The 21,644-nt window shown below is 59.9% G+C and carries 19 protein-coding genes; 11 read left to right on the forward strand and 8 right to left on the reverse strand.

Going from position 1 to position 21,644, the window contains the following annotated elements; all coding sequences use genetic code 11:
• Positions 1 to 171: 171 nt before the first annotated feature.
• The 3 genes from AAE029_RS11835 to AAE029_RS11845 all read left to right on the forward strand — a co-directional run bounded on the left by AAE029_RS11835 (position 172) and on the right by AAE029_RS11845 (position 5,306).
• A complete protein-coding gene (locus AAE029_RS11835) occupies positions 172 to 1,359 on the forward strand; it encodes a Gfo/Idh/MocA family protein (protein ID WP_371073036.1) in 1,188 nt (395 codons plus the stop codon).
• A gap of 152 nt (positions 1,360 to 1,511) precedes the next feature.
• Positions 1,512 to 2,885, forward strand: coding sequence for a GH1 family beta-glucosidase (locus tag AAE029_RS11840; RefSeq protein WP_371073037.1), 1,374 nt, complete (start codon positions 1,512 to 1,514; stop codon positions 2,883 to 2,885).
• Positions 2,886 to 3,092: 207 nt separating this feature from the next.
• Complete coding sequence (locus AAE029_RS11845) at positions 3,093 to 5,306, forward strand: EAL domain-containing protein (protein ID WP_371073038.1); 2,214 nt, start codon at positions 3,093 to 3,095, stop codon at positions 5,304 to 5,306.
• A gap of 260 nt (positions 5,307 to 5,566) precedes the next feature.
• Here AAE029_RS11845 and AAE029_RS11850 read toward each other — a convergent pair whose 3' ends face one another.
• The 3 genes from AAE029_RS11850 to AAE029_RS11860 all read right to left on the reverse strand — a co-directional run bounded on the left by AAE029_RS11850 (position 5,567) and on the right by AAE029_RS11860 (position 8,114).
• On the reverse strand, positions 5,567 to 6,511 hold the full coding sequence (locus tag AAE029_RS11850) for a rhodanese-related sulfurtransferase (protein WP_371073039.1): 945 nt from the start codon (positions 6,509 to 6,511) through the stop codon (positions 5,567 to 5,569).
• A 228-nt stretch (positions 6,512 to 6,739) separates the two neighbouring features.
• Positions 6,740 to 7,648 (reverse strand): CHAD domain-containing protein, encoded by a 909-nt coding sequence (locus tag AAE029_RS11855; RefSeq protein WP_371073040.1) that lies wholly within the window; start codon positions 7,646 to 7,648, stop codon positions 6,740 to 6,742.
• Positions 7,626 to 8,114: a CYTH domain-containing protein gene (locus AAE029_RS11860; RefSeq protein ID WP_371073041.1), complete on the reverse strand. Its 489-nt coding sequence runs from the start codon at positions 8,112 to 8,114 to the stop codon at positions 7,626 to 7,628. Before AAE029_RS11860 ends, AAE029_RS11855 begins: the two co-directional genes overlap by 23 nt.
• A 156-nt stretch (positions 8,115 to 8,270) precedes the next feature.
• Here AAE029_RS11860 and AAE029_RS11865 point away from each other — a divergent pair, with 156 nt between their 5' ends.
• The 4 genes from AAE029_RS11865 (at position 8,271) to AAE029_RS11880 (ending at position 10,686) form a co-directional block, all read left to right on the forward strand.
• On the forward strand, positions 8,271 to 8,909 hold the full coding sequence (locus tag AAE029_RS11865; RefSeq protein ID WP_371073042.1) for a 2-dehydro-3-deoxy-phosphogluconate aldolase: 639 nt from the start codon (positions 8,271 to 8,273) through the stop codon (positions 8,907 to 8,909).
• Between the two features lie 90 nt (positions 8,910 to 8,999).
• Positions 9,000 to 9,704, forward strand: a complete 705-nt coding sequence (locus tag AAE029_RS11870) for a tellurite resistance TerB family protein (RefSeq protein ID WP_371073173.1) — start codon at positions 9,000 to 9,002, stop codon at positions 9,702 to 9,704.
• A 77-nt stretch (positions 9,705 to 9,781) separates the two neighbouring features.
• Entirely contained in the window at positions 9,782 to 10,474 is a 693-nt protein-coding gene (locus AAE029_RS11875; protein ID WP_371073043.1) for a GNAT family N-acetyltransferase, read from the forward strand.
• Positions 10,471 to 10,686 carry a hypothetical protein gene (locus tag AAE029_RS11880; protein ID WP_371073044.1) on the forward strand — a complete coding sequence of 72 codons (216 nt, stop codon included), beginning with the start codon at positions 10,471 to 10,473 and terminating at the stop codon, positions 10,684 to 10,686. Before AAE029_RS11875 ends, AAE029_RS11880 begins: the two co-directional genes overlap by 4 nt.
• Before the next feature lie 12 nt (positions 10,687 to 10,698).
• Here the strand turns inward: AAE029_RS11880 and AAE029_RS11885 are convergent, their stop codons facing one another.
• The 3 genes from AAE029_RS11885 to AAE029_RS11895 form a co-directional block, all read right to left on the reverse strand.
• The gene (locus AAE029_RS11885; RefSeq protein ID WP_371073045.1) at positions 10,699 to 11,784 is read right to left on the reverse strand and encodes a nickel/cobalt transporter; all 1,086 of its coding nucleotides are present in this window, start codon (positions 11,782 to 11,784) and stop codon (positions 10,699 to 10,701) included.
• Positions 11,778 to 12,419: a DUF1007 family protein gene (locus AAE029_RS11890; RefSeq protein WP_371073046.1), complete on the reverse strand. Its 642-nt coding sequence runs from the start codon at positions 12,417 to 12,419 to the stop codon at positions 11,778 to 11,780. The genes AAE029_RS11885 and AAE029_RS11890 overlap by 7 nt, the downstream gene beginning before the upstream one ends.
• Before the next feature lie 92 nt (positions 12,420 to 12,511).
• A complete protein-coding gene (locus AAE029_RS11895; protein ID WP_371073047.1) occupies positions 12,512 to 13,405 on the reverse strand; it encodes a LysR family transcriptional regulator in 894 nt (297 codons plus the stop codon).
• A 529-nt stretch (positions 13,406 to 13,934) separates the two neighbouring features.
• Between AAE029_RS11895 and odc2 the strand changes: the two genes are divergently transcribed.
• The 4 genes from odc2 (at position 13,935) to AAE029_RS11915 (ending at position 18,252) form a co-directional block, all read left to right on the forward strand.
• Entirely contained in the window at positions 13,935 to 15,068 is a 1,134-nt protein-coding gene (odc2, locus tag AAE029_RS11900; RefSeq protein ID WP_371073048.1) for an ornithine/lysine decarboxylase, read from the forward strand.
• 95 nt (positions 15,069 to 15,163) lie between these two features.
• Positions 15,164 to 15,754 (forward strand): GNAT family N-acetyltransferase, encoded by a 591-nt coding sequence (locus tag AAE029_RS11905; protein ID WP_371073049.1) that lies wholly within the window; start codon positions 15,164 to 15,166, stop codon positions 15,752 to 15,754.
• A 191-nt stretch (positions 15,755 to 15,945) separates the two neighbouring features.
• Positions 15,946 to 16,959 carry a serine hydrolase domain-containing protein gene (locus AAE029_RS11910; RefSeq protein ID WP_371073050.1) on the forward strand — a complete coding sequence of 338 codons (1,014 nt, stop codon included), beginning with the start codon at positions 15,946 to 15,948 and terminating at the stop codon, positions 16,957 to 16,959.
• A gap of 132 nt (positions 16,960 to 17,091) precedes the next feature.
• A complete protein-coding gene (locus AAE029_RS11915; RefSeq protein ID WP_371073051.1) occupies positions 17,092 to 18,252 on the forward strand; it encodes a diguanylate cyclase in 1,161 nt (386 codons plus the stop codon).
• A 122-nt stretch (positions 18,253 to 18,374) separates the two neighbouring features.
• Here the strand turns inward: AAE029_RS11915 and AAE029_RS11920 are convergent, their stop codons facing one another.
• Positions 18,375 to 19,742, reverse strand: coding sequence for a cytochrome-c peroxidase (locus AAE029_RS11920; protein ID WP_371073052.1), 1,368 nt, complete (start codon positions 19,740 to 19,742; stop codon positions 18,375 to 18,377).
• Between the two features lie 18 nt (positions 19,743 to 19,760).
• Entirely contained in the window at positions 19,761 to 21,386 is a 1,626-nt protein-coding gene (locus AAE029_RS11925) for a phospholipase C (protein ID WP_371073053.1), read from the reverse strand.
• Positions 21,387 to 21,644: the final 258 nt, after the last annotated feature.

The raw sequence follows: 21,644 nt of genomic DNA on the forward strand, positions 1-21,644 counted from the left end.
TGCCCCTCACTTGTTCAGAGATTTGCCGCAGGCGGGAGAGGGGACGGTCGTGCCTGACCCTTTGCCCCGTGGAACGGGGAGAGGTGGACGTGAAGCGGTGAGCATAGCGAATGCTGAATGGCCGGGTGAGGGCCACATTCCGCACCAAATTCAATAATTCGGGAGACTTTCATGGCAATCGAAGCATCATCGGAACAGACCCGCGAGCCGCGTATCCGGCTCGGCATGGTCGGCGGCGGCGCCGGCGCTTTTATCGGTGCGGTGCATCGCATGGCCGCCCGTCTCGATGACCAGTACGAGCTTGTCGCAGGAGCGCTTTCGGCTTCGCCGGAAAAGGCGATCGCGTCGGGCCGCGATCTCGGTCTCGATTCCTCGCGCACCTATTCCAGCTATCGCGAGATGGCGATCCGTGAAGCCAAGTTGAAGAACGGCATCGAGGCGGTGTCGATCGTCACGCCGAACCACGTGCACTACGACGCGGCCAAGGAATTCCTGCGCCGCGGCATTCATGTCATCTGCGACAAGCCGCTGACCTCGAACCTGGCCGATGCCAGGAAGCTGAAGAAGGTTGCCGACGAGAGCGGTGCGCTCTTCATCCTGACGCACAACTACACCGGCTATCCGATGGTACGCCAGGCGCGCGAGATGGTCGCCAATGGCGAACTCGGCGATATCCGCATTGTTCAGGCCGAGTATCCGCAGGACTGGCTGACCGAGGCGATCGAGCAGACCGGTCAGAAGCAGGCCGCCTGGCGTACCGATCCGGCGCAGTCCGGTGTCGGCGGTTCGACCGGCGATATCGGCACGCATGCCTATAATCTCGCCTCCTTCATCACCGGCCTCGAGCTCGACAGCCTTGCCGCCGATCTCGACAGTTTCGTCGAAGGCCGCCGGCTAGACGACAACGCGCATGTCATGCTGCGTTTCAAGGCGAAGGGCAAAGAGAAGCCGGCTAAAGGAATGCTGTGGTGCAGCCAGGTGGCGCCCGGCCATGAGAACGGTCTCAAGGTCCGTGTCTATGGTACCAAGGGCGGTCTCGAATGGGTTCAGGCCGACCCGAATTATCTCTGGTATACGCCGTTCGGCCAGCCGAAGCGTCTGATCACCCGCAACGGCGCCGGGGCAGGGGCAGCGGCCGCCCGCGTTTCCCGCGTTCCATCCGGCCATCCGGAGGGCTATCTCGAAGCCTTTGCGACGATCTATACTGAGGCTGCACATGCCATCAACGCGCGCAAGAAGGGCAAGGAAGCCGACAAGAGCGTGGTCTACCCGACCGTCGACGACGGCGTGAAGGGCGTGGCCTTTGTCGAAGCCTGTGTTGCTTCGTCGAAGAAGAACGGAGCCTGGGTGAAGCTGTAATCCGTCGGACAAGGGCGGCGGACATTCGCCGCCTTTGTCCGAATTAAAGCTGCAACGTTGCAGTTTTGACATCTCTGCTCTGTACAACGGTATTTCTCTCGGTTTAAACCGCCGCCAATCAAAGCGGCCTTCAATCAGAGACGGGGGAAATCATGATCGATCCGAAGATACTTGCAGCCCGCTTTCCGGGTGACTTCACCTTCGGCTTGGCGACCGCCGCCTTCCAGATCGAGGGCGCTACCAGGGTTGACGGTCGCAAGCCGTCCATCTGGGATGCCTTCTGCAACATGCCCGGCCGCGTCTACCATCGTCACAACGGTGACGTCGCCTGCGATCACTACAATCGGCTGGAGCAGGATCTCGATCTGATCAAGGAGATGGGCGTCGAAGCCTATCGATTCTCCATCGCCTGGCCGCGCATCATTCCTGATGGCACGGGACCGGTGAACGAAGCCGGGCTCGATTTCTACGATCGCCTCATCGACGGGTGCAAGGCGCGCGGAATCAAGACCTTTGCGACGCTCTACCATTGGGATCTGCCGTTGACGCTGATGGGCGACGGTGGCTGGACGGCGCGTTCGACGGCCCATGCCTATCAGCGCTACGTCAAGGTCGTGATGAACCGGCTTAGTGATCGCCTCGATTCCGTCGCCACCTTCAATGAGCCCTGGTGCATCGTCTGGCTGAGCCACCTTTATGGCATTCATGCCCCAGGCGAGCGCAACATGGAAGCAGCGCTCCATGCCATGCACCATCTCAATCTCGCCCACGGCCTCGGCGTCGAGGCGATCCGCGCAGAGGCGCCCAACGTGCCAGTCGGGCTCGTTTTAAATGCGTCTTCGATCATCCCGGGCTCTGAGAGCGCTGCCGACATGGCAGCCGGCGAACGTGCTCACCAGTTCCACAACGGAGCCTTTTTCGATCCGGTCTTCAAAGGCGAGTATCCGAAAGAGTTTGTCGCCGCTCTTGGCGGTCGCATGCCGAAGATAGAGGATGGCGATCTCAAGCTCATCAGCCAGAAACTCGACTGGTGGGGCCTTAATTATTACAAACCTGACCGTGTTCACGACGATCCGGAAAAGAAAGGCGATTTCCCCTGGACCGTGGAGGCACCGCCGGCTAGCGACGTGAAGACGGATATCGGCTGGGAAGTCTATGCGCCGGGCCTGAAGCTCCTCGTGGAGGATCTCTACAAGCGCTACCGGCTTCCGGATTGCTATATCACTGAGAACGGCGCCTGTTACAACATGGGTATCGAAAACGGCGAGATCGATGACCAGCCGCGCCTCGACTATTACAGCGACCACCTCTCCGTCGTCGCCGATCTCATCGAGGACGGCTATCCGATGCGTGGCTATTTCGCCTGGAGCCTGATGGATAATTTCGAATGGGCCGAAGGCTATCGCATGCGCTTCGGTCTCGTGCACGTCGACTACGACACGCAGGTCCGGACGATCAAGAAGAGCGGCAAATGGTATCGGGAATTGGCTTGTCAATTCCCGAAAGGAAACCACAAGAGCGGCTGAAACTTCAGGTGGCCGGAAGTCGGCGACCCATAGGCCATATAGTCTGGATACTCTCGGAAAATCAGCTACTTCCCGCATTGCGGGAAGATGCAATTCTGTTTTGTCCTGTGCCCCCGTAATGAAATATCGATAAATCGCTATTTTTTGCCGTCCTTAACCGTTTTTTGAACCCTTTTCTGCCACAATCGGACGATGCGGGAGTGGTGGATGCCAGCGGTTGCAAAGTTATTTCAGCAAGGAGCAGGGCTAGGTCGCCACACTACCGTGACGGGCGTCCTGATTTCCTTTGCGCTGGTCGTGGCGGTGGTGACGATCATGGTGCTGACTGCGGTCGGCCGGGTTGCGGATTACTCGAACAAGCTCGATGACGAGCGTTCGCGCGAAACGACCGCCGGCGCCCTGAAAACCTTCGAGCAGCAGCTCGCCGCAACGCTCAATGACTACGCCGCGTGGGACGACGCCGCCAATTACGTCTATGCTGCAGACGGCATGGAATGGACCATCAGCAACTATGGCGAGGCGTCCGTCAACAGTTCGCTGTTCGACATGGCAATTGTCGTCGACGACGAGAACAGAACAGTGATTGCCTATCGCGACGGCAAGCCGATGGAGGATCCGATTTCGGATTTCTTCTCCCCGGCGCTCTGGACACTGCTGGACCGGGTCAAGGCCGCCGGCGCAGGCGAAATGCCCGAGGCGACGAGTTTCATGACGACAAAGGCCGGTATAGCGGCCGTCGGCGCGGCGCTCGTGCGGCAAAAATCGGTCCCGTTTTCCGTTCCGGCCGGGCAGCGCCGCTACCTCATCTTCGCCCGGCACCTCGATGACAAAGTGGCTGAACTCGCCGCGACCTATGTGATCACCGGGCTGAGGCTGGTGCCGCCGAATTTCGAGAGCACTTATTCCGTCTCCATCGCCGATCCCTCCTTCAAGACTATCGGCAAACTGGTCTGGAACTCGCGGCTACCCGGGGATGTCGGTTACGACCAGGTGCGTCCGCTGGTCATCCAGGCCATCGGCCTTGTCGGGCTTCTCTTCGTCGTGCTGTTTATCATCGGCTGGCTCGCCGGGCGGCGCCTCAAGGCGGAGGAGATGAACGCGAAGGCGCTGGCATTGCGCGACCGGCTCAGTGGCCTCATGAATCGTGAAGGCCTCGGCATAGGCCTCGACAATCTCGTCAATGCCGCTCGGATCAATAGAGGCAATGTGCTGCTGCTCTATCTCGATCTCGATGGTTTCAAGGAGGTCAACGATTCCTATGGGCACGGCACCGGCGATCAGCTGATCCGAGGGGTCGCCGCCGGTCTGAAGGTGCTGATCCCCGAGGATGCGATCCTTGCCCGCATAGGCGGTGACGAATTCGCCATCGCCTTCTGTTCGAAGGAAACCAATGCTGCCGCCCTGCATCTGGCCGAGCAGATCCTGGATTTTCTCGCTGAACCGATCGAGATCGGGCGCCGCATCGTCGTTGTCGGAGCGAGCATCGGCATCGCCACCTCGCTCGGCGGCATGGTTCCGCGCGAGGAACTGGTGCGCCGTGCCGACCTCGCCATGTACAAGGCAAAGGAAGCCGGTCGAGCGCGCATGTCCGTCTACGACACGTCGATGGATGCCAATCGCGAGGATCGCAACGCGCTCGAACTCGATCTGCGCAATTCGATCGAAAACGGCGGCCTGACGCTTGCCTATCAGCCGTTGGTGGACGCTGCGAGCCATGAGATCATCGGTGTGGAAGCGCTCGTCCGGTGGAACCGACCGGGTTACGGCCCTGTTTCGCCGGAGGTCTTCATTCCGATCGCCGAGACGAGCGGATTGATCGAGGCGCTTGGCCTCTTCGTACTCAGAAAGGCATGCGAGACCGCGCGGGATTGGCCGGAACTCAGGATAGCCGTCAATGTATCGCCGGGACAATTCCGCAATCCGGCCTTTGCGGATTACGTTCGCTCCGTGCTGAAGCAGACCGAAATCGGGGCTGAACGGGTCACGCTCGAAATCACCGAGGGCTACATCATTCAGAACCCGGTGCGGACCAGGCAATCGATCGAGCGGTTGAAGGCGCTCGGGGTCAAGATCGCGCTCGATGATTTCGGTTCGGGTTTCTCGTCAATCGGCTACCTGCGCCAATTCGGTTTCGACCGCATCAAGATCGACCGATCGCTGATCATCGATGTTCTCGATGGCAAGCGCGCCCGCGATATGTTGCAGGCGACCGTCGCGCTCGCGCGCTCTCTCGACATTCCAGTTACGGCCGAAGGCATCGAAACCGAAGAACAGGGCATGGTCGTGCGCCTGTTTGGCTGCGACGAACTCCAAGGCTATTTCTTCGGCAAGCCGATGTCCGCCGAAGAGATCACACGGCGCCTCGACATCCAGCGCGCAACGGCCGAAAAGCGGAACTCAGGCCACTTCAGCGCCGCCTGATGTCAACGGCAGTTGTCTGGCGGGGGGGCGCTCCCCTACACATTCCTGTGCCTGTCACAGGAATCCAGCCGCCGAGCGTCTGCACGGCGAAAAGACTCATGTCAGTCGATCGACTTTTCGCAATAGGTTGTTGTGGGGGCCGGGCAAGGAGGCCTCCACTCATCCGTCGGCATCGCAAAAAGCAAGTCTCTCGCGCCGTGGACACGGCGCTGCTGGATCCCTGTGACGAGCACAGGGATGAGGGCGGAGAGAGGCGTACCTTAACTTCCGATGTGCTGTTGTCCACGTTTCCTGGCAAGCGCGATCTGGTGCTGGCGCTCGCGATAACGCCGGCGGTCTTCTTCGCTGCGACTGTGGTAGCAATTGCTGCAGGAAACACCGGCCTCGTAATAGGGGGATGTCACCTCTTCCACGGTTATCGGATTGCGGCAAGCGTGGCAGAGCCGGTGGTTGCCTTCCTTCAATCCGTGCTCGACGGAAACGCGCTCATCGAAGACGAAGCAGGCGCCTTCCCAAAGGCTCTCTTCCGGCGGGACCTCTTCGAGATATTTCAGGATGCCACCCTTGAGATGGTAAACCTCGTCGAAGCCTTGCTCCTTCATGAAGGCGGTCGCCTTTTCGCAGCGAATGCCGCCGGTGCAATACATCGCGATCTTCGGCTTGTTGTGCAGGCCCGCGTTCTGCTTCACCCATTCGGGGAATTCGCGAAAGGTTTTGGTCTTGGGATCGACGGCTCCCTTGAAGACGCCGATCGCCGTCTCGTAGTCATTGCGGGTATCAATCACGATCGTGTCGGGATCGGAGATCAGCGCATTCCAGTCCCTGGGTGCTACATAGGTGCCGACGACCTTGGTCGGGTCGATATTCTCGACCCCCATGGTGACGATTTCCTTCTTGAGTTTCACCTTCATGCGCAGGAAGGGCATATTCGACGCGTGGCTTTCCTTGTGCTCGAGCCCGGAAAATTCCGGCTGCGCGCGAAGATAGGCGAGTACGGTGGCAATGCCCTGCGCAGGGCCCGCAATCGTGCCGTTAACGCCTTCATGCGCCAGCAGCAACGTCCCCTTCACGCCATTGGCGTCGCATATCGCCTGAAGGGGATCCCGGAATTCCCGAAAACGCGGAAAGGCCACGAACTGGTAGAGCGCGGCCACAAGAAACGGGCCGGTCGCTTCGGAGCGTGGTTGGTAGGGTGCGTCTGTCATGGGCTGCAAATACAATCTCGCGGCCTTCTGCGCAATCGGCGTCATGACTTGATATATTCAGAACGCCTGATGATGCTGACAAGTCACGAAATCGCGCACTACAGCGCCGTGCGTCTTTTCAGACGCACTAAGATCGCTGTAGCACTTTCAATTGCTGCATGTTTTATCCTTAAATCGGTTCCGATTTAAGGAAACAGGCAGTAGGAAGATGGCCGCAAAGCCCGATTTTCAATTTGCGGCATCAAGCCAGAGAAGCCCGATGCGGGCGGCTTCCCGGTCGGAATCTTCGGCCAGGAATTCTTCCGCCACGGCCAGAGCCTCTTTGCGCCTCTTCTGCTCATGGAAGATGAGCGCGTCCAGCAGGAAGGCGAGGTCGTCGTTGCGCGTGAAGAGTTGCGGCTCGCTGTTGACGAGTGCCGACAGGACGGAAAAATCATGGATGTGGCCGAGGATCTCGGCAAGTTCCTTGGCGGTGCTTCGGCGCGCGCGCATGGCGCTCGGCCATATGTCGCGCAGCAGCGAGTGATAGTGGCGGTAGTCCTGCATGCGCTTGCGCAATTCGTGAAAGGTTTCCTCTGACGCTTCACCGTGACATTTCGCCAGTGTTGCAGAGAGATTCCGACCGGTCTTTCGCCAGGCCTTTTCAAGCATGCGCGCATTATGTCGGCGGCGTTGATCGAAGGAGACTGCTTGAAGAGCATCGATGGCTCCAAGGAGGGCGCCGACGACGATCTTCATCTGTTCCGGCAATTCCCGCTCCGTCTCTTCAAGCCAATTGCGGCGGGCGACCATGATGTCCATTACTCTTTGAAGCGCGCTTTTTTCCTCCTCGGAGCGTGCATTCTCACCAAGATACCGGCAGGTCTCCACCAATGCTTCGGCATCACGTACGGTCGACAGAGACCTTGCCGAATCGCGAAGCCGCGCATTCTCCCGTTTGCGGAACGCCGGCTCGGCGTTTGCAATCAGGCGATAAAGGGCACGCAGCCTCTTGATGTTCTTGCGTGCATCATGGATGGCCTCGTGAATGCCCTTTGGCGTCTGCTCGAGCAAGTCGATCGCTTCGCGCAATTCCCCTTCGGCGGCGTTACGGAATTCACTGGTGAAATCTTTGTCAGGCCGTATGCGATACGCCATGCCGATCATGCTCAAATTGGGTTGCCAGCGCCTGATTGGAATAGCGGAAATCTCCCGTGACTTCGCGACCCAACCATCCCGGGAGTTCGGGATTGTCGGTCTCGTCCTGCATTTCCACCTCGGCAATAACGAGACCGCGGTGATGTCCGGCAAAGACGTCGACCTCCCAGAGGAAGCCCTTATAGGGAACATGGTAGCGTGTTTTTTCGATAACAATTCCCATTGCGCTGGCGAGCAGTTCCTCGGCATCCGCGTAGGGAATCTCGTATTCGAATTCGTCCCGGGTGATCGCACTCTTGCCGATCTTGATCGTCAGCTTGGCCTTGGTCCCGTCGACGAGACGAATGCGGACGGACCGGTCATCCAGGGAGGCCAGATAGGCTTGGCGCAGGGTCGATTTCCCTGTCGCGAATTGGCGCCAACCGTCGTTTTTGACAAGGAATTTTCGTTCGATCTCTTTTGCCATGGACTTCGAACATACCTTTTTTGATTGTCCTAGCCAGACTAGCGTAACTCAAACGGATTGGGTACCCGCGTTTTTCGCGGCTTGGTTTTGTCTCGACAAGTACGACGATGAACGCTATTCGAAGCGCAGATTTCAATCGTTTCAGCGGAGCCGATTATGGGCGAGAAAACCGAAAAGCTTCTTTCCATCCTGAAACTGCAGCCGGTGGTGCCCGTCCTTATCGTGGACGATGCCAAGTCGGCCGTGCCCCTTGCCCGAGCGCTCGTGGCCGGCGGCCTGAAGGCTATCGAGATCACGCTGCGCACCGCCGCGGCTCTCGATGCCGTGCGGGCGGTGGCACAGGAGGTCGAAGGGGCTGAAGTCGGCGCCGGTACGATTCTTAACGCCGCCCAGTTCGATGCCGCCGTCGAGGCGGGCTCCAGATTCATCGTCAGCCCCGGCACGACGCAGGAACTGCTTGATGCGGCCAAGTCCTCGTCCGTGCCGCTGCTTCCGGGTGCAGCCACCGCAAGCGAGGTCATGGCGCTGCGCGAGGAGGGCTACAGCGTATTGAAATTCTTCCCAGCCGAACTGGCCGGCGGGGCCGCTTATCTGAAAGCACTTTCCTCGCCGCTCGCCGGCACGATGTTCTGCCCGACCGGCGGCATTTCGCTGAAGAACGCCCATGACTATCTCTCGTTGCCGAACGTCATCTGCGTCGGTGGTTCATGGGTCGCGCCGAAGGAGCTGGTTTCCGCAGGCAATTGGGCCGAAATCACCAGGCTTGCATCGGAAGCGGCAGCGCTCGAGGCTTGATCGTCCCCGCCGCGGCGCAGTTCCGCCTGGTTTGTATTCGCACTGTCGCGTTCCTATGTTCTTCTCCGATCTCAAAACAGGGAGAAGATGATGATCGATGCGAGGAAACTTCTGGATCAGTTCCTGGGTTCACAGGTGCCGGGCGTGGGCGGCTCGGTCCGCGACAGGGCGGGCGACGCCGTGCAGATGGCGAAAAGCAATCCGTTGGCCACCGGTGCAATTGCCGCCGTCCTGTTGGGAACCAAGACAGGGCGCGGCCTGGCGGGCAACGCGCTGACGCTCGGCGGTCTTGCCGCCATCGCCGGTCTCGGCTATCAGGCCTACAAGAACTATCAGGCCGGCCAGACGCCCGCATCCCCGTCGAATGCGCCATCCTCCAATCCCGTTCTCCTGCCTGCGCCTTCGGATTCGGGTTTCAGCACAAGCCCCGAGACGACCAGCAATGATTTCGCGCTGGCGCTCGTCCGCGCGATGATCGCCGCCGCCAAGGCCGATGGCCACGTCGACGGCACGGAACGCGCTCATATCATGGACAAGATCACAGCGTCCGGCATTGGCAGCGAGGCAGAAGCTTTTATAGAAAAAGAACTGGCTTCACCCACCGATATCGATGCTTTGGTCGCTGCCGCAAGGACAGAGGAGCAGCGCGTTGAGCTTTACACGGCTTCCCGGCTTGCAATCGAGCCGGATTCACGGGCCGAGCGCGGCTATCTCGATCTGCTCGCCGGCCGTCTCGGACTTGCCGACGCGCTGGTCGACCATATCGAGGCGACGGTTTCGGCCGCCAAGGTTTGATGTCACGGTGACGCGTTGGCCGGTTGCCTTTCGCAGGCGGCTGGCCTAAGCCATTTCTCCTGCATCAGGAGAAATGCATGCGCGATCTGTCGAATTTCAAGGGCTGCCCGGCGCCAAAGCCGGTCACGTTGAAGGGCCGTTTTGTCACTGTCGAGCCGTATGAGAGGGACAAACACCTCGAAGCGCTCTGGGAGGGGCTCGGCGGCATGGGCATCAATCCGTTGCTGCTTTATTTCAGCCAGGACGATTTCGCCGGGATCGAGGACTTCGGCCGTTGGTTGGCAAATGCCGCCAAAGGAGGCTGGATTACCCATGTCTTCCATGACAACGGGACCGGCAAGATCGTCGGCATGGCGAACTACATGAGGGCCGATCCGGCCAATGGCGTCGTCGAAGTCGGAGGTGTTGCCCACGGCGCGGATATGAAGCGCTCGCCTCTCTCCACCGAAGCGCATTATCTGATGGCCAAACACGTCTTCGACGATCTCGGTTATCGCCGCTACGAATGGAAATGCGACAATAAGAACGAAGCGAGCAAGACGACTGCCCTTCGTTACGGCTTCACATTCGAAGGTGTCTTTCGCCAGCATATGATCTCGAAGCACAAGAACCGTGACACGGCCTGGTTTTCCATGATCGATGCCGAATGGCCGGTGCTGAAAGAAGCGTTCGAGGCCTGGCTCTCCCCTGAGAATTTCGATGCCGAAGGCAGGCAGATCCGTCGCCTGCAGGAGCTGCGGGCCGATCTTGAAAAGGAAAGGCTGGTATGAACGGCCCGAAATCCGAAAGCCGTTCGCAAGCGATCGCCGCCGCCATCATTCTTCTTGGCGCAGGCCTTACCATCTATTTCCTGCCGACAATCGTGCTGTGGATCGGCAAGTTCTCGCCGGCGCTCGCCATTGCAGTCGGCATTTGCCTGATACTTACGTTCTTCGCCGTATTCTGGCTCAGGGCACGCTTTCAGCGACACAGAGGAAAATAGCTGACTGCTCCTTCACCCCTGCAGTGCAGCACCGAGCAGCAATCCGCCGACACAGATCACCAGCAAGGCCCCGAGAAGTTCGATAGCATTACCGACCCAGACGGAGACCGTCGATCCCCGGCCGGCAAAGCGCATCGCAGCACCCTTGGCGGTGACGGCAAGCGTTGCGAGAATCGTGACCGTGATAGCCGTTCCAAGCGACATGGCGATCACCGAAAGAATGCCGCCCAGATAAAGGCCGTTCAACAGTGAGAAGGTCATCACCAGCAGTGCACCGGAACAGGGGCGCAGCCCGACGGCGATGATCGCCGACCAGGCCTCGCGGATGCTGAACTTGTCGGCGCCGAGCAACGAGGGATCCGGCATATGCGTGTTGCCGCAAGTTTCGCAGACCATGCCCGGAACGAAGCTATGGCCAACCTCGACCGCATGAGCCCTGCCGTTGAAAGCGAAGGCGGAGCTCTGCCGGCGCGTTTCGTTTTCCGTCCAGTCGAGCATCATGCTGACAGAACCAGCCGGCGTCGCCAGCACATGACGGCGCGGCAATTCTGTTAGGAGCATCGAGCGCAGCTTGCGAAAAAGCAGCCAGCAGCCGAAGAGGATGACCATGACGAAGCTTGCGATCTCCATCGCATTCGTCGCTGCCGTGAGCGTAATGCCGGTGCCGCGCAGCACCAGCCAGGCCCCACCGACCAGCGCCACGGCGGCAACCCCCTGAACGAAGGCGGAGATGAAGGAGATGATAGCGCCCCGTTTGAGCTCGATCTCGTTGGCGACCATGTAGGAGGAAATCACCGCCTTGCCGTGACCGGGGCCGGCGGCATGGAAGACGCCATAGGCGAAGGAGAGGCCGATCAGCGAGGAGAGCTGCCAAGGATCCTCGCGCATCGCCCTGAGTGCGCCTGTCAGAGCGCGGTAGAAAGCCTGTTGTTCATAGTTCACATAGAGAAAGAGAGGAGCAAGCGGGCCGCCGGTCGGCTGAAAGCTCGGTTCTGCCGATCCTATCCCGAGAGGCGACTGCGCATGGGCCACGCTCATGAGGGCGAGCAGCGTGAGGGCGGCCGCGCAGAAGATGCTGAAGGAAGGACGCCTCAGCATGTCAGCTCCAGCTTCGTGGCGAACAGCTTGGTCATGTTGGTGCCGGTCGGATCGTTGAAGAAGGCGTCCGTCAGCGAGGTGCGGTTTTCAGCGATGACCTCATCGGGATCCGGTCGTACGACCTTGTGCTTGCAGGCCTTGAAGCCGTCGCCGATCATGGCAAGGTCGCCATCGGTCGGGAAATCGATGGAGGTATAGAGCGTCGGATCGTAGACTCCGAAATCGAGCCTGCCCTTCAGCGGTATCGCTTCTGCCGGCTTGACCGCGAAAAACATCAGAAGCTGTCCGTCCTTGTAATCGACATGGATCACGTCTGGTTTCTGGACACTGACAATTTTGCCGTTCACTGCGAGATTCATGTAATAGCCGTAGTCGACCAGCGAATCGCGTACCGTATTGCCGACATCGGCCAGTTCGCCGGGCTCAAGCTTCAGATCCGTGTTCTTGTCGAAATCCATCACCACGGAGGAAGAGAAGACCTCGTCAAATCGCCAGACGTTGCGAAATTCCTGAACGTTGCCATCCGGCCCCGCCACGACCTCGAGCCGCGCCTCCACGAAGATATGCGGATGAGCTTGGGCAAATTCGGGCACAAGCAACGCCAGCCCGGCCAGCAGGAAAGTGGGTTTTCTCATGGGTCCCGGTTACCGCGAATCTGATCTATCTGTCCGATTTCTCTTAAGAGAATGGGACGGAATTGGGACCGCCGTAAAGGCGGCAAAGTGAATCAGCCGTTCTTGCGGAACCAGTTGTGCAGGTAATCGACGAAGATGCGCACCTTCGCCGGAAGGTAGCGCCGATGCGGATAGACCGCATAGATGCCGCGATCGGTCGGCAGATAATTGTTGAAGAGCGTCACCAGTTGTCCGCTTTCAATCGGCTTCCTGGCAATGAAATCCGGAATCACTGCAATGCCGAGACCGGATATTGCGCCCCTCAGGGTCGCATGCGGGCTATTGACCTCGACAGGTCCGGAGATTGCGACCGAAAAGGAGGTGCTGTCCGGATTATAGAAGCGAATGCTCGCCTGGGAGCGCGCATTGGTGTCGATGATGAAGGGCACCTTCGAAAGATCGGATGGATGGTCCAGTGCCGGATAGCGCTCGAGGAAGTCCGGCGAGGCGCAGACATGGACGCGGAAATCGGAGATCTTGCGGGCAATCAGGCCGGAATCCTCGAGCTTGGTCACGCGAATCGCCACGTCGAAGCCCTCTTCGATCAGGTCGACGAAACGATCGTCGGCGGCGATCTCCAGCGCGACGTCGGGATTTTCCTTGGCGAAATCGATCAGCGACTGCCCGACCTCGGCATCGACAAAGGTGCGCGGCACGGAAATGCGCAGCCGTCCCTTGAGCTGGCGATTGTTCTCGCGCACGAGGTCCGCGAGATTGTCGATCTCCTTCAGGATGTCGGCAGCCGTGCGGTAGTAGGTGTGTCCGGCCTCGGTCATGGAAAACTGCCGCGTCGTGCGGTTCAGGAGCAGCGCTCCAAGCTCGTCTTCCAGCTCGCGGACATATTTGGATAGAAGCGCCTTGGAGCGACCGGTGCGACGCGCCGCCGCTGAGAAGCCCTCGGCTTCGACGACATCGATGAAGGCGCGTATGCGGGTCAATGTATCCATGGCGGTTCCTTCCGAACGTGTTGCGGAGCATTGAACAGATTGAACTATTTGTTCAATTTATTTTTTGGCGCAGGGGCAAAAAAGTTCTTGATTATGAAGGCGAATATTCTTATTTCCTCGGTTGCCCAAAGTCGCACGTGCCTGTGGGTGTCCGCCGACCCTCGATTTGGTGAGGATCATCGGTAAGGTACCTGGAACTAACCGCTCCAGTCGCTATTCCGGCCAACCGGGAAATGCGAGGACATCTTGAAGCAACGACGGTGCGGGCCTTTCTGGTGTCTGCCGGCTCTCCAACAGCCGGGGTTACTGAAGAGGCACACCTTCATTGCCGGAAGTGCGGTTGGGATATGTCCCTCCAATCCATGGCAGACAAAGCCGAACTTATGCCATTTCGTGGCGTTGGTTCACCATTCGCGCATCGAGCGCTTGCAAGGTTCCGGGGTCTCCACCGGCTGGTTCCTGAGCAGGCTATCGCATGCCCTTTGTCCTCCGGTCGCCCGGAGCTTTGGAACTGCAAGAGGGAATTGACATGACCACCCAGCGTATTCGCGATTTTCTCGCATCCCGACGTCCGGACGGTCCCTGCCTCGTCGTCGATCTCGACGTCGTGCGCGACAACTTCAACGCCTTCCGTCATGCGATGCCGGACAGCGCGATCTACTATGCCGTCAAGGCCAATCCGGCCCCGGAAGTCCTGAAGCTGCTCGCCGGCCTCGGCTCCAATTTCGACTGCGCCTCCGTCGCAGAAATCGAAATGGCGCTTGAAGCGGGTGCGACGGCAGCGCGCATTTCCTACGGCAACACGATCAAGAAGGAACGCGATATCGCCCGAGCCCACGCGCTCGGCGTCAGCCTCTTCGCAGTCGACAGCCATGAGGAAGTCGAAAAGATTTCCCGTGCCGCTCCGGGCGCCCGTGTTTTCTGCCGAGTGCTCACCGATGGCGAAGGCGCGGAATGGCCGCTGTCGCGCAAGTTCGGCTGCGTTCCGCAGATGGCCGTTGACGTTCTCGTCTACGCCCACCAGCTCGGTCTGCAGTCCTACGGCGTCTCGTTCCACGTCGGTTCGCAGATGACGAAAGTCGATGCCTGGGATTCGGCGCTTGCCGATGCCAAGCGGGTCTTCGTTTCGCTCGCCAAGCAGGGCATTCATCTGCAGATGGTCAACATGGGCGGCGGCTTCCCGACGAAGTACCTGCGCGACGTTCCGTCCGCCGAAGCCTACGGCAAGTCGATCTACCAGAGCCTGCGCGCCCATTTCGGCAACCAGATTCCGCAGACGATCATCGAGCCGGGCCGCGGCATGGTGGGCAACGCCGGCGTCATCAAGGCTGAGGTCGTCCTGATTTCCAAGAAATCGGACAATGACGACGCGCGTTGGGTCTTCCTCGACATCGGCAAGTTCGGCGGTCTTGCCGAAACCATGGACGAGGCCATCCGCTACCCGATCCGCACGGAGCGCGACGGCGACGAGATGGAGCCTTGCGTCATCGCCGGCCCGACCTGCGATTCGGCCGACGTGCTCTATGAAAAGAACCTCTATCCGCTGCCGGTCTCGCTGACCATCGGCGACGAGGTTCTGATCGAAGGCACCGGCGCCTACACGACGACCTATTCGGCGGTCGCATTCAACGGCTTCGAGCCGCTGAAGGCCTACGTCATCTAAGGTTGCTCTCGCCAGCCCCGTAGCCAGCCGGGGCGGCAATTTCACAATTTCCTTTGAACCACCGCTGATAACGGTATTGGGCACGGGAGGCCAAGATGGCCGCTGTTCTTGATTCTGTTCGCGCATTTTTTGCGCCTGCCACATTTACTATCGACTTTGAGAACGCCGGCGACGTCGTCGCGCGCGAAAACCTGCTCGACCGTGCCATGGGGCCGGATCGCCGTAAGAAGTCCTCGGAGAAAATCCGCCGCGGCCGTATCCCGGCCGATGGGCTCGCGTTCGTCGCCCGCGATCGCAAGGGTCACGTCATCGGCACGGTCCGGCTCTGGAACGTCGAGGCCGGCATAAACCGCGACGGCAACCCGGTCGATGCGCTGCTGCTCGGCCCGCTTGCCGTCGATCCCAGCCATGGCGGCAAGGGGATCGGCTCGGCGCTGATGCGCGCCGCCATCCTGGAGGCCAGACAGCGTGGTCACGGCGCCATTCTTCTCGTCGGCGACGCAGCCTATTACGAGCGTTTCGGATTCTTTGCCGAAAAGGCTCATCATCTGGTCATGCCTGGCCCCTTCGAACGTTCGCGCTTCCTGGCGCTTGAGCTGAAGGACGGCTGGCTGCACGGCGCGGCCGGCATCCTTGTTCCCACGGGACGGATGCTGGCCGGCGCCTCTGCACGCAGCGCAGCCTGAGCTGGCAACCGCCCTCCCGCATCCGAAGCGGTTCTGCTCTTGATGGAAGCGCAGAACCGCTTCTCACTTTTTCTGGAATCGCTTTACGGGAGCGGCCTTTCGCGTTCGAATGCGGTAAAGCCGAGGTCACTTCAACGTGAGGCTGTCGCTGCGCGGATGATTTCATCGCTTGCTCGCGCTAGCTTCGAGCCATGACGAAGCTTGCTGTCGCAGTCCTTTCCTTGCTGATTTTCTCCTTTCCGGCTTTTGCGCAAGAGCCGGTGCAGCCGGTCGATCTTGCACCGCTTCTCGAAAATCTCGGCGGTCGCGACGATTTGAAGCCTTTGAAGACCGTGCTTGCCGCCCAGGACGGCAAGATCATCGCGGAGCATGGCTATCGCGGTCATACCGCGTCGGAATCGACCAATATCAAATCGGCCTCCAAGTCGATCATCTCCGCCCTCGTGGGGATCGCCATCGACAAGGGCTTGCTCGAAGGACCGGATCAGAAGATCGCTCCCCTGTTGAAAGCCGATCTGCCAGCCTCGCCCGACCCACGCCTCTCAGACATCACCATCGGCAATCTCTTGTCCATGCAGGCGGGCCTGGGCCGCATGTCGGGCCCGAATTATGGTCGCTGGGTTTCCAGCCGCAACTGGGTGCGCTTCGCTCTCTCCCAACCCTTCGATGATGTGCCGGGTGGGCAGATGCTCTATTCGACGGCTTCAACCCATCTGCTCTCCGCCATACTCACCAAGGTCAGCGGCAAATCCACGCTCGCACTCGCCCGCGAATGGCTCGGCCCGATCGATGGCTTTCGCATCGGTGCCTGGGAGCGCGATCCGCAGGGCATCTATCTCGGCGGCAATCAGATGGCCATGAGTGCCCGCTCGTTGCTTGCCTTCGGCGAACTCTATCGCAATGACGGCAGGACGTCGGACGGCCGTCAGGTCGTCTCGCCGGAATGGATCAGGCTTTCATGGCAGTCCCGCACCAATTCCCGCTTTTCGGGAGACGGCTATGGCTATGGATGGTTCGAGCGCGAGATCGGCGGACAAGAGGTGCACTATGCCTGGGGATATGGCGGGCAGATGCTCTATATCGTTCCGGCCCTGGACCTCACCGTGGTGATGACGTCCGAGGAGAATGCGCCCTCCGCCCGCACGGGCTATCGCGACGCCCTCCATGGCGTGCTTGCCGACATCATCACCGCGGTTCAGGCCTGAATCGATTCGGCAATTGCCGGATGATCGCGTGATCGTTCAAATTTTCGCTAAATCCGGAACGGAACCCCAATAGAGCGCTGCTATCCTTCACCTGTTGATGATGGCGGGGGCCGAAGCGCGATGATCCTGGATATGCGGACGATTTATCTTGTTTGCGCGGTCACGTGCCTTGTGCTCGGCGCCCTGCAGCTTTTGGCCTATGCGACCGGCCGCTTCGAGCGCTGGCCGAAATGGTGGGGCATCAGCAACCTCCTGCTCGGGCTTGGCTCGCTCGCAATTGCCATGCGCGGCATCGGCCCGGATGTGGTCTCGGTCGAGCTCGGCAATATAGCGACACTTTGCGGCTATATCGCACTGCTGATTGCCATCCGTGTCTTTTCCGGCACCAGGGTAAGCCTCGCGCCCTATGGGCTGGTTGCCTTCGTCGGCTCTCTGCCGATCGTCTTCACCCTGAACGATCCTTCCGCCTACCTGACCCGCATTGCCTATCTCTCCGGCATTTTCGCCTGCTGCGATATTGCGGTGATGCTGGAGGGTGTACGCCTTGCCAAGCGCGAGAAGCTGGTTTCTGCCTGGATCCTCGTCGGACTTTTCGCGCCGACGGCCGTCATGTTTGCCGGCCGAGCGTTCCTGGCTGCCATAGGTAATCTCGGTGGCAATGATATTCTCGATAATGCCGGCGGTCTGCACCAATGGATGGCAATAACAGCCGCGGTCTTCGTCGCGCTCCGCGGCATCACCATCGTACTCATGGCCTCGGAACGGGGACGCAACATGCTGCTCGAACTGGCACATCATGATCCCTTGACGGGTGTCATGAACCGGATGGGACTGCAGCAGATGCTCGAGGAACATGCCGCCGGCCATGGCGCTTCCGGAAAGCTTGTCGTGATCCTGATCGACGTCGACCGCTTCAAGGCCCTAAACGATACGCATGGGCATGCTGCCGGCGACCGGATTCTGCGCGTCTTTGCCGAACTGGCGAGAGGGCAGCTCGGAGTAGGCGACATTCTGGCACGCCAGGGTGGCGACGAGTTCGTTGCCGTCCTGAAGAATGTCAGCCTGGAAGAAGCCGCCGCTACGGCAGAGGGGATCAGGAAATCCTTCGAGGAGAGGATCGCCGCGGCAAGCCTCAAGGTGCGGCCTACGCTCAGCATCGGCGTTGCCGAAGGGGATGCCGGTGCCGAGGGCCTCGCGGCCATCATGCACAAGGCGGACGAGGCCCTCTATAGGTCGAAACGCGAAGGCCGCAACCGCGTCGAGATCTACTATCAAACGGAAAAGGCGGCGTAACGCACAGCCACCTTTCGCTAAAGCCTGACGCGTGAAATGAGATTCACGCGACAGGCTTCAGCTCATTGTTTTTCATGCATGTCGTTGCCGCAAAACCGCTGCACACTTTTGCGCGACATGCATTATTTCGATGCTTTTCGCGTCTCGGTATCGTAGCCGTCGGTCAGCGTCTTCAGGAAGGTGATAACATCCTCCATTTCCGCGTCGTTCAGCGCGGGCGGCTGACCGGGCTTGCGGTCGAATGGTGCATCGATGACATCAACATTCATTCTGTATTGCTCCGGCAGATCATCGAACTTCCGCGGGCTGCCATCGGCGCCTCTCGGATAGATCTCTTCCGGATTGGTGTCGCGCCTGACATAGAAGCGAAGCACATCCTCCAGCGTGCGGTAGACACCGTTGTGAAAGAAAACCCGGCGTGTCGCGACATTGCGCAGCGTCGGCGTCTTGAACAGGCCGCAATTGCCCGGCTGGGCGGAATAATCGTCGTGGCGCAGCGGACTACAGATGCCGAGGTCGACGTAATGTGGGTCGGCATTGGTCGGTATGGCGGGATTTCGCGGTACGCCAAGCGCCTCGAATTCGAAATCGGTAAAATCCGGAAGCCGGCCGTCCTGCGTGACCTGGTCAAGATGGCAGGAAGCGCAGTTGCCCTTCTTCGGATCGTCAAAGAGCTTCAGGCCGCGCATCTCTGCATCGGAAAGCGTTACCTCGCCGCGAAGATAGGCATCGTACTTGCTGCTATAGGGATGGAAGGAGGGATCCTCGATCTGGTAGCGGGCAAGGGCGAAGCTTGCCTCGGCAACCGTCATCTCCCGATCCTGCAGAATAGCCGGACCGAAGAGATCGGATAGGTCCTTGCCGTAGTGCTCCTTGAGTTTCTGATAGATGGCGGCCGCATTTGCATTGGCCATCTCGAAGGGCGAGATCATGGGTTGAATCGCCTGTTCCTCAAGCGAATCGGCTCGACCGTCCCAGAACATGCCACCCATCGGTACGAGGTCGGGCGCCGCCGAATTGGCCTTGACGCCGGCCTGCGCCGTCATGGGGCCGACGGCGGCAACGGCTACGCTGGCAAGCGAAGCCCCCGAGGCTTCGGTCATCGGCGCGGCCTCGGCCGCTTCGTCGGCGGCACTTTCGGCGCCGACTGAAAAGGCCGGAGTCGCCATCTTGTAGGTGAGGCTTGGCGTCGCACGCAGGCCCGGCTGGTCGAGATCCGGGCCGCCAAGCTGCACGGCTAAATCGTTAGCCGGCGCGTAGTGATTGCCGGGATCGTGGCAAGTGCCGCAGGACATTCGGCCACTTCCCGACAGCGCCGGATCGTAAAACATTTTCCGCCCGAGCGCGGCGACCGCGCTCAACGGCGCTGTCGTCTCGGACTTTATCCTGGGCTTCAGCTCCTGGCTTGCCATGCCAATGGACGCACCCACGAGCGAAAGGCTCGCGAGTGCCGCCAGGGGAATGACGTGCCGATGGGATTTCCTGGGCATGGCCATCCCCTCTCCGGATCAGGCCGGCTGGCCGGTCTTCGGATCGAGGATCAGCTTCGGCGTTTCACCCTTCGACCAGTCGAACATGCTGTTGAGGGTGCCGGCAACGGCATCGAAGGAGCCGCCGCCGATGCGCTCGCCGCCCATCCAGTTGTCCTCGATGAAGCGGATGACCGAGGTCTGGTCGGTCAATGTATGGTCGACGTGATTGGCCTTGGCATAGGGCGAGATGACCAGCAGCGGCTGGCGCGTGCCGTAGCCGCAACGGCCCTGGGCCGGCTGACCGGTGATCCCTGGCAAAGGTGTGCCGTTGCTGCAGGTTTCACCATTCAATACGTCATAGCCCTTGACCGGAATATTGGACGGATTGATCACGGCATGGGCGTGATCGTACCAGCCATCGGAATCGTCATAGAGAATGACAACAGCGGTATCCTTCCATTCCGGAGAGTTCTCGACCGCGTTGACGGCCTCGGTGACGAATTCCTGCTCGTCGAGAGGATCCGAATAACCGGCATGTCCATCCTGATAGGCCGGAGCCTTCAGGAAGCTGACCGCCGGCATGTTGCCGTTCTTGAGTGCTGCGTAGAAATCGGACATGTCGTACTGGTGATTGGCACCGCCGTCGTTGCTCGTGCCGATGGCATCGACAGAGGAAGGCCGGGTGTGCTGCGGATTTGCCGTCGAGGCATAGTACTGGAACGGCTGATGATGCGGGATGTAGTCGGCGCTGTTCATCTTCGTCACGCCCGAGGTCGTGGCGCGTTTGCACCCCGTTGTACCGTCGGCATTGGTGGCAGTCAGATCGAATCCGCCTTCGAAGAAGCCCCAGCTTATGCCGTGCGCATTCAGCAGATCGCCGATGTTCTTGCCGTACATCAATGCCGTCTGGCCGGCCGAACAGATATCGCCGGTCGGATCGAAGTCACTGATGGCTGTCCAACCGCCATTGCCGTCGGGAACGATCCGGCCCTTGGAATAGGTGCCGTCCTTTTCCAGCGTGTAGCCGGGGGGCAGGATGACGCCATTGGTCTGGCCGGAAATGAGATTGATCGCGCCGGGCGTCGACGGGCCGAAATTGGTTGAGAAGGATTTGTCGTTGAGCGCGAAGTGCTGGGCGTAGTTCCAGAGCGCGGTGACTGTGTTGCCGTCATAATAGCCCATGACCTGCCCCTTGGTGCCGAAGGCGCCAGCACCACCCTTAGTGGCGCGGCCGGTATTGGCGGGGAAAAGGTCCATGGCGAGATTGTTGTAGGCGGCCTGTTCGGCGGTGTAGCCGTGGTTCTGTGACTGGGTGGCGGCCTGCGTGCGGTCGAGGCGGAAGGGGGCGGCCGCGTCGGCGCCGTTGGCCGTATTGGTCTTGTTGGGGTTGTTGTCGAGGAGCCCGGCATTGGCGAGCGTGTTGATATCCGTCGGGGTATTGGGGGCGGCAGTGAACTGCGGCTCGCCTTCGATGTTCGCAGCCTTCGGATAGGTCGCAAAATAATGGTCGAAGGAGACGTTCTCCTGGAAGATGACGACCAGGTGCTTAATCGGCGTTGCCGTATTCGCGACCGCCGTGTCGGCGGTCGCGGTGGAACAGAGGGAAATCAGGGTCAATGCGCTGCCAGCGGCAAAGGCGGTACGACGCGAGTATCGAACCATTGTCATATCCTTTTTACGAGAAGTGACGACCGCGCGAAAACAGGCTTCTGAAGTGAAGCGGGCGGGGTCGGAACAGCCACCGGGTAGCAAGGCCATGTGTCGCCTGCGTGAATGCGGACGAGCGAAACAGCCGGGCTGAGGTCCAGCCACAGCCGGGTTAAGTACTTTAAAAGAATTCGAAAATTCGGGTCTCAGCCTGGATGCCGGCAACGGAGGGCAATTCGCTTGCTACCTTATGCCACGCAGGGCACCTTGTCG

Origin of the sequence: Sinorhizobium sp. CB7 (assembly GCF_041357635.1) — a bacterium.
Lineage (GTDB): Bacteria > Pseudomonadota > Alphaproteobacteria > Rhizobiales > Rhizobiaceae > Rhizobium.

Excerpts from the sequence above, each read along its gene's own strand:
- AAE029_RS11835 (WP_371073036.1), top strand. The coding sequence starts at position 172 with ATGGCAATCGAAGCATCATCGGAACAGACCCGCGAGCCGCGTATCCGG.
- AAE029_RS11840 (WP_371073037.1), top strand. The coding sequence starts at position 1,512 with ATGATCGATCCGAAGATACTTGCAGCCCGCTTTCCGGGTGACTTCACC.
- AAE029_RS11845 (WP_371073038.1), top strand. The coding sequence starts at position 3,093 with ATGCCAGCGGTTGCAAAGTTATTTCAGCAAGGAGCAGGGCTAGGTCGC.
- AAE029_RS11850 (WP_371073039.1), bottom strand. The coding sequence starts at position 6,511 with ATGACAGACGCACCCTACCAACCACGCTCCGAAGCGACCGGCCCGTTT.
- AAE029_RS11855 (WP_371073040.1), bottom strand. The coding sequence starts at position 7,648 with ATGGCGTATCGCATACGGCCTGACAAAGATTTCACCAGTGAATTCCGT.
- AAE029_RS11860 (WP_371073041.1), bottom strand. The coding sequence starts at position 8,114 with ATGGCAAAAGAGATCGAACGAAAATTCCTTGTCAAAAACGACGGTTGG.
- AAE029_RS11865 (WP_371073042.1), top strand. The coding sequence starts at position 8,271 with ATGGGCGAGAAAACCGAAAAGCTTCTTTCCATCCTGAAACTGCAGCCG.
- AAE029_RS11870 (WP_371073173.1), top strand. The coding sequence starts at position 9,000 with ATGATCGATGCGAGGAAACTTCTGGATCAGTTCCTGGGTTCACAGGTG.
- AAE029_RS11875 (WP_371073043.1), top strand. The coding sequence starts at position 9,782 with ATGCGCGATCTGTCGAATTTCAAGGGCTGCCCGGCGCCAAAGCCGGTC.
- AAE029_RS11880 (WP_371073044.1), top strand. The coding sequence starts at position 10,471 with ATGAACGGCCCGAAATCCGAAAGCCGTTCGCAAGCGATCGCCGCCGCC.
- AAE029_RS11885 (WP_371073045.1), bottom strand. The coding sequence starts at position 11,784 with ATGCTGAGGCGTCCTTCCTTCAGCATCTTCTGCGCGGCCGCCCTCACG.
- AAE029_RS11890 (WP_371073046.1), bottom strand. The coding sequence starts at position 12,419 with ATGAGAAAACCCACTTTCCTGCTGGCCGGGCTGGCGTTGCTTGTGCCC.
- AAE029_RS11895 (WP_371073047.1), bottom strand. The coding sequence starts at position 13,405 with ATGGATACATTGACCCGCATACGCGCCTTCATCGATGTCGTCGAAGCC.
- odc2 (WP_371073048.1), top strand. The coding sequence starts at position 13,935 with ATGACCACCCAGCGTATTCGCGATTTTCTCGCATCCCGACGTCCGGAC.
- AAE029_RS11905 (WP_371073049.1), top strand. The coding sequence starts at position 15,164 with ATGGCCGCTGTTCTTGATTCTGTTCGCGCATTTTTTGCGCCTGCCACA.
- AAE029_RS11910 (WP_371073050.1), top strand. The coding sequence starts at position 15,946 with ATGACGAAGCTTGCTGTCGCAGTCCTTTCCTTGCTGATTTTCTCCTTT.
- AAE029_RS11915 (WP_371073051.1), top strand. The coding sequence starts at position 17,092 with ATGCGGACGATTTATCTTGTTTGCGCGGTCACGTGCCTTGTGCTCGGC.
- AAE029_RS11920 (WP_371073052.1), bottom strand. The coding sequence starts at position 19,742 with ATGCCCAGGAAATCCCATCGGCACGTCATTCCCCTGGCGGCACTCGCG.
- AAE029_RS11925 (WP_371073053.1), bottom strand. The coding sequence starts at position 21,386 with ATGGTTCGATACTCGCGTCGTACCGCCTTTGCCGCTGGCAGCGCATTG.